14 protein-coding genes are annotated in these 13,016 nt (G+C 53.3%); 10 read left to right on the forward strand and 4 right to left on the reverse strand.

What is annotated here, in order from left to right; genetic code table 11:
• Positions 1-60: 60 nt before the first annotated feature.
• Both ACFK9X_RS00310 and ACFK9X_RS00315 read left to right on the forward strand, forming a co-directional pair.
• Entirely contained in the window at positions 61-921 is an 861-nt protein-coding gene (locus tag ACFK9X_RS00310) for a class II aldolase (protein ID WP_151115181.1), read from the forward strand.
• A gap of 9 nt (positions 922-930) precedes the next feature.
• A complete protein-coding gene (locus tag ACFK9X_RS00315; protein ID WP_000621109.1) occupies positions 931-1,200 on the forward strand; it encodes an HPr family phosphocarrier protein in 270 nt (89 codons plus the stop codon).
• A 90-nt stretch (positions 1,201-1,290) separates the two neighbouring features.
• On the opposite strand, the gene ACFK9X_RS00320 is transcribed toward ACFK9X_RS00315, so the two are convergent.
• Complete coding sequence (locus tag ACFK9X_RS00320; RefSeq protein ID WP_023234027.1) at positions 1,291-1,614, reverse strand: DNA-binding transcriptional regulator; 324 nt, start codon at positions 1,612-1,614, stop codon at positions 1,291-1,293.
• Positions 1,598-1,957: a type II toxin-antitoxin system RelE/ParE family toxin gene (locus ACFK9X_RS00325; protein ID WP_001217953.1), complete on the reverse strand. Its 360-nt coding sequence runs from the start codon at positions 1,955-1,957 to the stop codon at positions 1,598-1,600. The genes ACFK9X_RS00320 and ACFK9X_RS00325 overlap by 17 nt, the downstream gene beginning before the upstream one ends.
• Positions 1,958-2,172: 215 nt before the next feature.
• On the opposite strand from ACFK9X_RS00325, the gene nepI reads away from it, so the two are divergent.
• Positions 2,173-3,366 (forward strand): purine ribonucleoside efflux pump NepI, encoded by a 1,194-nt coding sequence (gene nepI / locus ACFK9X_RS00330; RefSeq protein WP_151115183.1) that lies wholly within the window; start codon positions 2,173-2,175, stop codon positions 3,364-3,366.
• Between the two features lie 59 nt (positions 3,367-3,425).
• On the opposite strand, the gene ACFK9X_RS00335 is transcribed toward nepI, so the two are convergent.
• Together ACFK9X_RS00335 and ACFK9X_RS00340 are read right to left on the reverse strand one after the other, a co-directional pair.
• Positions 3,426-4,808 (reverse strand): glycoside hydrolase family 1 protein, encoded by a 1,383-nt coding sequence (locus ACFK9X_RS00335; RefSeq protein ID WP_151115185.1) that lies wholly within the window; start codon positions 4,806-4,808, stop codon positions 3,426-3,428.
• Between the two features lie 105 nt (positions 4,809-4,913).
• Positions 4,914-5,207 (reverse strand): YicS family protein, encoded by a 294-nt coding sequence (locus ACFK9X_RS00340; RefSeq protein WP_151115187.1) that lies wholly within the window; start codon positions 5,205-5,207, stop codon positions 4,914-4,916.
• Between the two features lie 196 nt (positions 5,208-5,403).
• Between ACFK9X_RS00340 and dagR the strand changes: the two genes are divergently transcribed.
• From dagR to ACFK9X_RS00375, 7 genes are all read left to right on the forward strand, one after another.
• A complete protein-coding gene (dagR, locus tag ACFK9X_RS00345; RefSeq protein WP_079820759.1) occupies positions 5,404-8,202 on the forward strand; it encodes a transcriptional regulator DagR in 2,799 nt (932 codons plus the stop codon).
• Positions 8,203-8,420: 218 nt separating this feature from the next.
• Positions 8,421-8,846 (forward strand): PTS sugar transporter subunit IIA, encoded by a 426-nt coding sequence (locus ACFK9X_RS00350; protein ID WP_000214103.1) that lies wholly within the window; start codon positions 8,421-8,423, stop codon positions 8,844-8,846.
• 10 nt (positions 8,847-8,856) lie between these two features.
• Positions 8,857-9,342, forward strand: coding sequence for a PTS system mannose/fructose/N-acetylgalactosamine-transporter subunit IIB (locus ACFK9X_RS00355; protein ID WP_151115189.1), 486 nt, complete (start codon positions 8,857-8,859; stop codon positions 9,340-9,342).
• Positions 9,343-9,487: 145 nt separating this feature from the next.
• Positions 9,488-10,237, forward strand: a complete 750-nt coding sequence (locus ACFK9X_RS00360; RefSeq protein WP_000380259.1) for a PTS sugar transporter subunit IIC — start codon at positions 9,488-9,490, stop codon at positions 10,235-10,237.
• Positions 10,234-11,094 carry a PTS system mannose/fructose/sorbose family transporter subunit IID gene (locus tag ACFK9X_RS00365; RefSeq protein WP_001526325.1) on the forward strand — a complete coding sequence of 287 codons (861 nt, stop codon included), beginning with the start codon at positions 10,234-10,236 and terminating at the stop codon, positions 11,092-11,094. The genes ACFK9X_RS00360 and ACFK9X_RS00365 overlap by 4 nt, the downstream gene beginning before the upstream one ends.
• A gap of 3 nt (positions 11,095-11,097) precedes the next feature.
• Complete coding sequence (dgaE, locus tag ACFK9X_RS00370; protein ID WP_151115191.1) at positions 11,098-12,207, forward strand: D-glucosaminate-6-phosphate ammonia lyase; 1,110 nt, start codon at positions 11,098-11,100, stop codon at positions 12,205-12,207.
• Positions 12,194-12,937, forward strand: coding sequence for a 2-dehydro-3-deoxy-phosphogluconate aldolase (locus ACFK9X_RS00375; protein ID WP_151115194.1), 744 nt, complete (start codon positions 12,194-12,196; stop codon positions 12,935-12,937). Before dgaE ends, ACFK9X_RS00375 begins: the two co-directional genes overlap by 14 nt.
• Positions 12,938-13,016 lie beyond the last annotated feature (79 nt).

The following is a 13,016-nucleotide window of genomic DNA, read 5'->3' on the forward strand; positions in this document are numbered from 1 at the left end:
GTGATAACTCATTAGTTCGATAATTTACTTACACTGCTCACATAAATATCTGGAGTTAATATGCCTTTAGTCAATGGTAGGATCCTGCTCAATTTTATTCAGGAAAAACATGTCCTTGCGGGTGCATTTAATACAACGAACCTGGAGACAACAATTTCCATTCTTAATGCAATAGAACGTTCCGGATTGCCCAATTTTGTTCAAATTGCTCCTACTAATGCACAGCTTTCAGGTTACGATTACATTTATGAAATAGTTAAGCGGCATGCCGACAAAATGGATATTCCTGTCAGCCTGCATCTGGATCATGGGAAAACTCTGGAAGATGTTAAGCAGGCTGTCCGGGCCGGATTTACCTCAGTAATGATTGATGGCGCGGCGCTACCGTTCGAAGAAAATATTGCATTTACCCGAGAAGCTGTCGATTTCTGTAAATCATTTGGTGTTCCCGTCGAAGCGGAATTAGGCGCTATTCTGGGTAAGGAAGATGATCATGTCAGCGAGGCTGACTGCAAAACTGAACCTGAGAAGGTTCAGCGCTTTGTTGAGGAGACAGGGTGCGACATGCTGGCAGTGTCAATTGGTAATGTACATGGTCTTGAAGATATCCCACGCATTGATATCCCGCTATTACAACGCATCGCGTCTGTCAGTCCGGTACCTTTGGTTATTCATGGAGGTTCTGGTATTGACGCGGATATTCTTCGCAGCTTTGTTAATTACAAAGTAGCCAAAGTGAATATTGCGAGTGATTTGCGCAAAGCCTTTATTACTACTGTCGGTAAGGCTTGGGTAAATAATAACAACGAGGCTAATCTGGCACGCGTCATGGCGAACGCAAAACAGGCAGTTGAGGATGATGTTTATTCTAAAATTAAGATGATGAATAAACATCACTCAGCATTCCGCAAAGTCTCTTAAGGAAAATATATGATTAGACAAACAGTACGCGTTATGAACAGTACGGGGCTTCATGCGCGGCCAGCCGCGACACTTGCGAAAATTGTCAAAAAATACCAGTCTTCATTAACGCTAGTTAATAATGACAAAGAAATTCCCATTAAAGGAATGATGAGTATTTTGGGGGCTGGCGTAAAGGGAAACACAATGATTGATTTAATTTGTGATGGACAGGATGAACTGGCTTTTATGGATGAATTAAAATCTGCATTTGCTGATGGCTTTGGTGAGTCAGTATAGTGCAATTCCCGTCAAACGGCGCAGGAAGTTGTAGAGGCTTCCTGCACTCATTATCGTATGAATAGCCTTAACAGACCATCGGTAAAACCCTCATACCAGCACCTTTAGCCCGTGTTTTTGGACAACATTAAGTAGTTTCAGTGACATCCCGCTGGGACGCTTGGCGCCGCTTTCCCACTTTTGAACCGTTGATACGCTGGTATTCAGGTACCGAGCGAAAACCGACTGGCTAACGTTGAGTTCTTCTCGTAACGCTTTTATTTCAAGTGGCTGCAGGTCTTTGATGCTGCTTAAGCAGGCCGTGTCAAAACTACGCATTGTCTCTTGGGGAATGGCTTCCACGCTAAATAATCCAGATGCCGCGCTATGAATCGCTTCAAAGGCAGGGCTTTTGAATTTAGTTTTTGCTGACATGGCGCACCTCTACCAGTTCTTTGTTATTAATGAGTGCCGTTATCTGATCTTCGGTCAGGCAAGCATAGTGTTTTGCTAACTCACGGAAACCCGCGAGTTCGCGATAGCTAATGTTGGCCATATCCTGTTTGGCATACAGGAAGGTGTAAAACCAATGTTCGCCTCCCTTTGCCAACACGATTGCGCGATCGCGGTTTTGATTGAGACGTTTTTTATAAACTCCGCCGCCGAGATTATCTGCTTTTCCTTGCAGTACGGCGTTGATGGCCTCGCTTAACTCGTCGTCTTTTATCGTGTGGGACTTCGCTTCTCTGTTAAACCACCTGGTTTTGAAGATTCGCATCAGGTTGACATCCTGTAATCTAAAGTATAGCACCAGGTGATACACTATGTCTTACCTTTTGGTTTTACACGCAGCGAGAGAAGATAATTCTCAACGCTCGACCAGCCTCGCAAAATGCAGCGCAACAATGTCAGTTGCTAAAACGTTAATCAGATCACATTTTGTAATGTTACACTGCGTGGATTTTCCGCACTAAAACGACGCAGGTGACCACAATGAATGAAAATATCGCAGAAAAATTCCGCGCTGATGGGGTTGCCAGGCCTAACTGGTCAGCCGTTTTTGCCGTGGCGTTTTGTGTCGCCTGCCTGATTACCGTTGAGTTTTTGCCCGTTAGTCTGTTGACGCCGATGGCGCAGGATCTGGGGATCTCCGAGGGCGTCGCCGGTCAGTCGGTCACCGTTACGGCGTTTGTCGCGATGTTTTCCAGCCTGTTCATTACCCAGATTATTCATGCGACCGACAGGCGTTATATCGTTATTCTGTTCGCCGTTTTGCTGACGGCTTCTTGTCTGATGGTCTCCTTTGCCAGCAGCTTTACGCTGCTGTTGCTGGGCCGCGCCTGTCTTGGGTTGGCGCTGGGCGGATTCTGGGCGATGTTGGCGTCGCTGACCATGCGACTGGTTCCCGCGCGTACCGTGCCGAAAGCGCTGTCGGTGATTTTTGGCGCGGTTTCCATCGCGTTAGTGATCGCCGCGCCGCTGGGCAGTTTTTTGGGCGGTATTATTGGCTGGCGTAATGTCTTTAACGCCGCTGCGGTGATGGGCGTACTGTGCGTCATCTGGGTGGTGAAATCACTGCCGTCGCTGCCGGGCGAACCTTCTCACCAGAAACAGAATATGTTTAGCCTGTTGCAACGCCCTGGCGTGATGGCCGGGATGATCGCCATCTTTATGTCTTTTGCCGGGCAGTTCGCTTTCTTTACCTATATTCGCCCGGTCTATATGAATCTGGCGGGCTTTGACGTTGATGGTCTGACGCTGGTGTTGCTCAGTTTTGGTATTGCCAGCTTCGTTGGCACTTCTTTCTCATCTTATGTCCTGAAACGTTCGGTAAAACTGGCGCTGGCCGGTGCGCCGCTGCTACTGGCGCTGAGCGCGCTGACGCTCATTGTGTGGGGAAGCGACAAAACCGTGGCGGCGGCAATAGCGATTATCTGGGGACTGGCGTTTGCGCTGGTGCCGGTGGGATGGTCAACGTGGATCACTCGTTCCCTTGCCGATCAGGCGGAAAAAGCCGGTTCCATCCAGGTCGCGGTGATTCAACTGGCAAATACCTGTGGCGCGGCAGTGGGCGGTTATGCGCTCGACAATTTCGGGCTGCTTTCGCCGCTGGCGCTTTCCGGCGGTCTGATGCTGTTGACGGCGTTAGTCGTGGCGGCGAAAGTCCGTATTACGCCAATGAGTTGATATTGCTGCCATTTGTAGGCCGGATACGACGTTAGTCGTTATCCGGCAATAATAAATGCTTAATCAAAACCGTTATGCTCTGCGGTGGCGGCAAACCATTCTCCGCTTTTTTTCACCGTGCGCGTTTGGGTGGCTAAATCCAGTTGTACAAAACCATAGCGATTTTTATAGCCGTTCAGCCATGACCAGTTATCGATAAAGGTCCACATGTGGTAGCCAAGACAGTGACAGCCCTCGCTAATGCCTTTATGCAGCCATTTAAGATGCTCAGAGATAAAGTCAATCCGGTAATCATCGTGAATTTGTCCCGCTTGCACAAAACGCTGCTCGTTCTCAACGCCCATCCCGTTTTCGGAGATAAAACAGCGCGGATTGCCGTAATTATCCCGCAGGTTGGTGATGATGTCGTAAATTCCTGGCGCGTAAATTTCCCAGCCGCGGTAAGGGTTCATCTTGCGCCCCGGCATGTCGTAATAGTCAAATAACCACTCCGGCATAAACGGCGCTTGCGGATTCACCGCCGTATCACGGCATTTCACGCGGCGCGGCTGATAATAGTTAATCCCCAGTAAATCGATTTTGCCGTCGGCAATAAGCTGACGGTCGCCTGGCTGACAGGCAGGCAACTGGTCATAGGTTTTCAGCAGCGCCACCAAGTCCGCCGGGTATTCTCCCTTTAATACCGGGTCAAGAAAACTGCGGTTGAATAACAGATCCGCATGATGCGCGGCTTGCACATCGGCGGGATGCTGCGAGCGTGGGTAGGACGGCGTCAGATTCAGCACTACGCCGATTTCACCGTCGTAGCGCCCGGCGCGCCAGGCGCGCACGGCGGTCGAGTGCGCCAGCACGGTATGGTACGCCACGGTGGCCGCACGTTTAAAATCCACCACATTGGGATAGTGGAAGTCGTACAAATAGCCGCCTTCCACCGGCACAATCGGCTCGTTAAAGGTAAACCAGTGCTTCACGCGGTCGCCAAACAAGGTAAAACACGTTTGCGCGTACCGACCAAACGCCTCTACGACGTCGCGATTTTCCCAGCCGCCTTTCTCCTGCATGACCATCGGCATATCAAAATGGAACAGCGTAATAAACGGCTTGATGCCCTGCGCCAGTAGCTCGTCGATGACGTGATTGTAGAAGCTCACCGCTTGTGGATTCACCTCGCCTACGCCGTCTGGAATGAGCCGCGCCCAGCTTAGTGAGGTGCGAAAACTGTTATGTTTTAACTGTTTCAGTAGCGCGATGTCTTGCTTCCAGTGGCGATAGAACGTTGAGGTTTCCGCTGGACCGATGCCCTGATGAAAACGACCCGGCTGGCGCTCGAACCACACATCCCACGTGGTCTGGCTTTTACCGCCATTCAGACTATCCCCTTCGGTTTGCAACGCTGAGCAGGCGCTGCCCCACCAGAAGTTATCGGGAAAACGGTATCGCATTGTCGTACTCCTTGATCGCGTAAATTCGCTCCAGAATACGCGGTTTTAGCGAATAGAAACCGGTTACAGTCCGCATTTTCGCGACCAAAAAACGGAAAAGGTGTGCTACATCTCCGGGCATTCCACCTTACCGAGAGCCTGCCAGTAGTTATGCTGATTGTTGCGCTCTATCGCGATCATCGCCTCCCGAATATGCTGCTGGTTCCCCTCGCTCGCCATGATTTTTTTCTCCCAGGCTTCATCGGTTAGCGCGCCTTTGGGCGTACACATTTTGCGCAAATCCTTTAAAATCGTGGTTTTTTCATGCGCCGACTGGAGTGAGCTAAACGGAGAGTCGGCATACGTGACGCCAGGTAGCACGACAAGCGCGGCAATAAGCAGAAGCGTTTTTCGTTTCATAAACGGTATCCTTATCGGTTTGCACTTTTTCAAGAGTAAGTGTAGACCGCGCGACGTTCACTCATCGGGGCGTGCTACCCGTTGGCGTTGAAGTCAGGCAAAAGTGGGAAGGCGGTTTCTCGCTGCGCCTTCACTTTCTTGCGTGGCAGAATAGTGTATGTTCTGACTACTCTTTTATTTCGTAAGCGGTAGTGTAATGAGACGTATTGAGATCGTACTGGGAGAGCTGGAACGGCTGACGCGCGGGCTATGTCTTGCCGATTTGGCGCAGGAGACGGCGTTTACGGCGGAGGCGATAGGTTTCAATCTTGGGCTGGCGCGTAACTCCGTCAGCAAAGATCTCAATCAGTTATGGAATGACGGCCTGGCAATCAAAAGCCGTGGCCGCCCGGTCTATTTTCTGCATCGCCAGGCGCTGGAAACGTTGCTGGGACGACAGCTGGAAGAGTCTGAACGCGAGGTGCGAACGGTGGCGGATGTGCTACCGCATGAAGAGCATTACGCGCCCGACGATCCGTTTACCAGCCTGATTGGTTACGATCGCAGCCTGCGCGATGCGGTAGAAAAAGGCCGTGCGGCAGTGCTCTATCCGCACGGTTTACACGTTCTGCTTACTGGGCCGTCCGGCGTCGGTAAAACCTTTTTTGCGGAACTGATGCACCGTTTCGCCTGTGAACAGGCGAGCGGCGCTATCCCGCCGCTGGTCTACTTTAACTGCGCGGAATACGCCCATAACCCGGAACTGCTCTCCTCGCATCTGTTTGGTCATCGGCAGGGGGCGTTTACCGGTGCGAATGAACATAAAACAGGCCTTGTGGAGCAGGCGGACGGTGGTTATCTGCTGCTGGACGAGGTGCACCGTCTGTCTTATGAAGGGCAGGAAAAGCTGTTCTCTATTCTGGATAAAGGCGAGTACCGTCCGCTCGGCGTGAGCAGCCAGCCGCGATCAATTTCGGTACGCCTGATTTGCGCCACTACCGAGCCGGTCGGGTCGGCGCTGTTACGTACTTTCCAGCGGCGTATTCAGGTATGCATTGATTTGCCGGGCATTCGCCAGCGCTCCGTTGAAGAACAGATCGAACTGATCGTGGGGTTCTTACAGCGGGAAAGCCGCAAAATAGAACGCACAGTCAGCATTGATAAACCGTTGTTGCTCTGGTTGCTGAATAAACCCCTGGAAGGCAATATCGGTCAGCTAAAAAGCGATATTCAGTTTCTTTGCGCTCAGGCGTGGGCATCGGGAATGACCGAGCATAACGACACGCTACAGCTGGATAAACGGCTGGCGGAGATGTCGGTTAACCCGACGCCGGAACAGCGTCTATTGGTGGATACTCTGTTTGACGGTAAAGCGCGGCTAAATATAGACGCGCGCACGCTGCCCGCATTGAAGACGTCGCTGGCGACCGGGGCGGAAATTGAAGAGAGCGACCTCTTTTACAGCTTCCTGACGCGCGAATATGTTAATTTGCGCAACAGTAACGTCCCCCCGGCGGAGACGCTGGCGATCCTGAAAAATAAACTCAGCTCGATTTTTGAATACGGTCTCTACAGCCGCGACAGCGTGGCGCATCCGCCGCGCTATGGCGACCAGATTGAAGAGCGCGTGACGCTGCTGATTGGCTGCGTAGAGCAGGTGTTGGGCTTTTCGCTGCCGGAAAATCTGGTTAACCCACTGCGTAAACACTTCCTGGCGCTGATAGGCTACGTGCAGCGCGGCCTGATCCCGCAGCTTTACTCTTCCAGTTTGATCCTGGATCGCTGCAAAGACGAATATGACAACGCCACGCTGCTGTGTCGGAAAATCAACGAACTGCTGCATATTCAGTGTCCGGCGACGGAAGTGGTCTGGCTATGCCTGTTCCTGAAAGAGTGCCGCCATTATCGTCAGCGCATCGATGCCAGCCCCGACTGCGGGGTCATTTTGATCGCCCACGGCGCGACCACCGCCACCAGTCAGGCGCAATATGTCAACCGCGTGCTGGAGCGCGAGTTGTTCAGCGCCATCGACATGCCGTTTGAACAGTCGGTGCATGACACGCTGGAAACGCTGACCCAAATGATTCAAACCCGCCAATATCGGCGGCTTATCCTGTTGGTGGACATCGGTTCATTGATCCATTTCGGCAGCACCATCAGTAAATTATTCCAGATAGATGTTTTGCTCATGCCGAACATCACGCTGACCAGTCTACTGGAAGTCGGGCTGGATTTAAGCTATGAAACCAGCGACTTACCACAGTTGACGGCGCTCCTGCAGAGTAAAAATATCCCCTGCCAGCTTTGTACGCCGCAGCAGGAGAACGGCGGCAAAGTGCTGGTCATCTCCTGTATTACTGGCATGGGAACGGCGGAAAAAATCAAAAAGGTGCTGGAGGAGAGCTTTGGCGAACTGATGTCGCAGGACACCAGGATGGTGATCCTTGATTATAACGAGGTACGAAGTCTGGAGCGCGTTCAGCAGGCATTGAATGCCAGCGAGCGGCTGGCGGGGATTGTCGGCACTTTCCAGCCGGGGCTGCCGGATATTCCGTTTATTTCGCTGGAAGAGCTTTTCTCCGAACAAGGGCCGGAACTGGTGTTGAGCCTGTTAACGCCCGATCTGTCCAATGCTGAACGCCGTCTGGAGATGGAGCGCAGCGCCATGCGCTTTATCAGCGCGCTAACGATGGAGAGTATCATCAACCATATTTCCGTGCTTAACCCGCAGCGTATTCTGAAAGAGATGGAGGGCGTTTTTAACCATCTGACGTCTTCGCTTTCCCTGAAACCAAGCCGCCAGGTGACACTGCGCTTCCTGATCCACTGCTGCTGTATGGTAGAGCGTATTGTGATTAACCGAAAACCGTTACAGATGGCGTTGGAAAGTCAGCCGAATCTGGACGCGCGTGCGTTTAGTGTCATCAAATCCGCTTTTCTGCCCATCGAAGACGCCTACGCCATCCGTTTATCGGATGCGGAATATTTTTATATCTACGAACTGCTCTATAGCTAATCCTTTTACTGGCGGGGCTTCGCGCCTCGCCAGACCTTTCTTCTTCCTCGTGTGACACAAATTCTGGCACAACCTTTGCTCTTCTGATGATGCGTTATGCCGGATAGCGGCGTAAACGCCTTATCCGGCCTACCGGGAGTGTCCTGTAGGCCCGGTAAGCGCAGTGCCACCGGGCAATATATGCCGGTGTTCTCATGTAATTGCGCCAGGAGGCCATTTTGACTACCACACAACCGTTGCCCCACATCCTGCTGCTGACGCATGGCGGCTGGGGACAACCGCTTTGCAACAGCCTGCGTATGGTCACGGGCGAAATTAAAGGCGTGACGGAAATCGCGTTAATGCCTGTCGATACGCTGGGCGAGTTTTATCAACGCGTCGAGGCTATGGTGAAAACGCTGCCGGAAGGCTCGCTGATCCTGACGGATTTTGTCGGCGGCACAACGTCCAACGTCGCGGCGCGGCTAAGCGCCGATTATCCGGTGGCGGTGATCGCCGGACTGAATGCGTCGCTACTGCTGGAGGCGCTGGACAGGCGCGAACAAGGGATGCTAACCGCCTGCGTGGACGAGTTAGTTGAGGCCGGGCGCAGTAGCTGCCTGGATGTGGTCGCCCATGTACGTCAGCTACAACAATCACTCTAAGGAAAACATCATGGCCAATATCGTTTTATGCCGCATCGACAGCCGTCTCATTCATGGGCAGGTTGTCACGAAGTGGGTCGGACAATCTCAGGCGAACCGGATAGCCGTTGTGAGTGATGAACTGGACGCCGATCCGTTTACGAAAAATATCTACCTGATGGCCGCGCCGCCAAATATCAAAGTGGATTGCTTCGGCAACCAGAGTTTTGCCGCCGCATGGAAAGAAAATCAGCTTGGCGACGGTAACGTGCTGGTGCTTTTTCCCTCACTGGCAGCGGTGCAGGACGCCATACAACTGGGCTTTGACGTTACCCGCATTCAGGTTGGCGGTCTCGGCGGCGGGCCAAACCGCAAGGCGGTTTTTCAGAATATTACGCTGGATGAAAAAGACGTCGGCATTCTTAACGACCTGAAAAACCGTGGCGTTCAGGTATTTTTCCAGACCATTCCGGAAGATAAGCCGCAGCCGCTCGACGATATCCTGAAAAAATTCTAACCCTTTAATAGACACAAAATCATTCTGGATGCATCAAGGCGGCAACTGAGTGAATCCCCTGGAGCTTACTAAAGTAAGTGACTGGGGTGAGCGAAGGCAGCCAACAAAGAGGCAGCCTGAAGGATGAAGTGTATAGGATAACACTATGGATACCTTACTCTTTGCAAGCCTGATGGGGTTGTATTACTGGTTTGCCCGTTTACGCCTCGGCTACACCTTCTCCGCGATGCTGTTACAACCGGTGGTGATCGCGGTATTTGTCGGGCTTTTGCTTGGCAATATGCAGACCGCGATGATCATCGGCGCAGGGATGCAGCTCGTTTATTTGGGCGTGACCTCAACGCCGGGCGGCAACGTGCCGTCGGACCCGGCGCTGGCGGCCTGTATCTCCATTCCTATCGCGGTGAAGGCCGGTATGGACCCAAACCTGGCGATCGCGCTGGCAATCCCGTTTGGCGTGATTGGCGTGTTTCTCGATCAGCTTAGGCGCACGCTGAACGCCGCCTGGGTGCATATGGCGGATAAACACGCGGAAACGGCAAACATGGCGGGCATCATGCGTTGCGCCTTTCTTTACCCGGCATTGCTGGGGCTGGTGCTGCGCTTCCCGGTGGTCTTTGCCGCTAACTACTTTGGCCAGGATGTGGTGGAAAGTTTCCTTAAACTGATGCCGCACTGGTTAACCCACTCCTTTGAAATCATGGGCGGCATTCTGCCGGCGCTGGGCTTTGCCATCACCATTATGGTGATCGGTAAAAAGAGCCTGTTGCCGTGGTTTATCGGCGGGTTCTTCGCGGTGTTGTACCTCAAGGTCGACATCATGGCGATGGCCATCTTCGGCACCTGTGTCGCCTTCCTGATTAAAGGCCTGGCGAAAAATGAAGGAGCAGCATGATGAGCAGTGACGTAATGCAACATGAACTGGTTGAGCGTGCGCGGGAAAGCGGGGCGCTGACCAAAGCAGATATCACCAAAGCCTGGTTTATCTACTGGCTGGGCGCCGAGGTTTCCAGCTCCTATGAGCGCTTACAAAGCCTGATTTTCTGCGCCTCGATGACGCCGATCATCAAAAAACTTTACCCACAAAAAGAGGAGCAGGTAGAAGCGCTAAAACGCCACCTTAACTTCTTTAACTCCGAGCAGACCTTCGGCGCGGTGATTCAGGGCATCTCTATTGCCATGGAAGAACAAAAAACGCGCGGCGAGCCGATTAACGACTCGTCTATCACCGGCATTAAAACTGGCCTGATGGGGCCGCTTGCCGGGATGGGCGACTCGATTATCTGGGCGGCGGTGATGCCGCTGTTGATAGCGATCTTTATTCCGTTCGCGGCAAATGGCAGCGCGATGGGTGGTATTATCCCGCTGATTCTCTACCCGGCGATCACCCTGGCGATCAGCTACGGTATGGTCCACAAGGGATATACGCTGGGGCGTGATTCGATTATCGGCCTGCTGCAAGGGGGGCGAATCAAAGAACTGATCTACGGGGCCAACGTGCTGGGTTTGATCATGATGGGCGCGCTTTCCGCCAGCTACGTCAAAATCACCACGCCGTTAAAAATTAGCGCCTTGAAAGGATCTGAAGTGGTGGTTCAGCAGATCCTCGACTCTATCGCGCCGGGCTTACTGCCACTGGCGGCGGTATTCGCCATCTACTTCTATCTGGTAAAAAAAGGGCCGCGCTACACCACCATTTTGCTGTCGATTGTCGCACTGAGCATAGTCTGTTCGTTGTTGGGAGTGCTGTAAATCATGACGCCGAATATCTATCAACAACTGGGGTTGAAAAAGGTCATTAACGCCTGCGGCAAAATGACCATTCTGGGCGTCTCAAGCGTCGCGCCGGAGGTCATGCAGGCCACCGCGCGCGCGGCTTCCGCTTTCGTCGAGATTGACGCGCTGGTAGAAAAAACCGGCGAACTGGTATCGCGCTATACGGGTGCTGAAGATAGCTATATCACCTCGTGCGCCTCGGCGGGTATTGCCATTGCCGTCGCTGCCGCTATCACCCACGGCGATCGGGCGCGCGTCGACCTGATGCCGGACAGTAGCGGTATGGCCAATGAGGTAGTGATGCTGCGCGGGCATAATGTGGACTACGGCGCGCCAGTCACCAGCGCCATTCGTCTTGGCGGCGGGCGCATAGTGGAAGTGGGGTCGAGCAATCTGGCGGCCCGCTGGCAACTGGAAAGCGCCATTAACGAAAAGACCGCCGCGCTACTCTATGTGAAATCACACCATTGCGTACAGAAAGGCATGTTGAGCATTGACGATTTTGTACAGGTGGCGCAGGCCAACCACCTGCCGTTGATTGTCGATGCCGCGGCGGAAGAGGATTTGCGCGGCTGGGTGGCGAGCGGCGCGGATATGGTTATCTATAGCGGCGCGAAAGCCTTTAATGCGCCAACCTCCGGCTTTATTACTGGCAAGAAAACGTGGATTGCCGCCTGCAAAGCGCAGCACCAGGGGATTGCCAGAGCAATGAAAATCGGCAAGGAAAACATGGTTGGGCTGGTGTATGCGCTGGAGAATTACCACCAGGGCCAGACGACCGTGACCACAGCACAGTTACAGCCGGTCGCGGAAGCGATTTCCGCCATCCATGGACTTTATGCCGATATCGAACAGGATGAGGCCGGGCGTGCAATCTGGCGTATTCGTGTGCGGGTGAACGCATCTGAATTGGGGCTGAACGCGCAGGACGTCGAAGCGCAGTTGCGCGGCGGCGAGATAGCGATTTACGCCCGCAAATATCAGCTTCATCAGGGGGTTTTTAGCCTCGATCCACGCACGGTAGCTGAAGGGGAAATGGCATTGATTGTGGCGCGACTCAGGGAGATTGCAGAACATGCAGCAGATTAATTTTTATCGTCAGCGGGTAGCGATTAACGTGCTGGCAAAGGATATCGCCAACGCGAAGGCTATCTATGAAGCCGCCGAAGGCCATGCGGTCATTGGCGTACTTTCCGCGCAGTTCGCTACGGTAGAAGAGGGCGTGCCGGAGGTGAAACGCTGGATGGCGGAGGTGCCGTCTATCTCAGTGGGTCTGGGCGCAGGCGACCCGGCGCAGTACTACAAAGCGGCGATGATTGCCGCCCATACTCACCCGGCCCATGTCAACCAGACCTTTACCGGCAGCGGCTTCGCGGCGGGCGCGCTGGCGGCGACGGGCGGCGAGCAAACGCATATCAACGCCCTGGTCAGCCCGACGGGAACGCCTGGCGAGGTGGTGATTTCTACCGGCGTCAGCAGCAGCCAGGGAACGCCAGCCCGCGTTTCCTGTGAAGCGGCGGTACGCATGATGCAGGATATGGGCGCACATGCGGCGAAGTTTTTCCCGATGGGCGGCGAAAAGTCGTTACCGGAACTCTATGCGCTGGCGACAACCGCCGGCCGCCACGGCATGACGCTTATCGAGCCGACCGGCGGTATCTCACTGGATAATTTCGGTATTATCCTGCAAACCTGCCTGGAAGCAGGCGTGCCGCGCGTCATGCCGCATGTTTACAGCTCGATTATCGATCCGCAAACCGGCAATACGCGCCCCGAAGACGTCATTCGGTTGATGGAGATAGTCAAAGCGCTGGTGTGAGATTTATCGCCGAAGAGCGCTACGTTTACCTGGCCTACAGATGACGTGTATTTGTAGGCCCGGTTAGCGTTACGCTATC

It is taken from the genome of Salmonella sp. WC3, assembly GCF_042932255.1.
Taxonomy (GTDB): Bacteria; Pseudomonadota; Gammaproteobacteria; order Enterobacterales; family Enterobacteriaceae; genus Salmonella; species Salmonella enterica.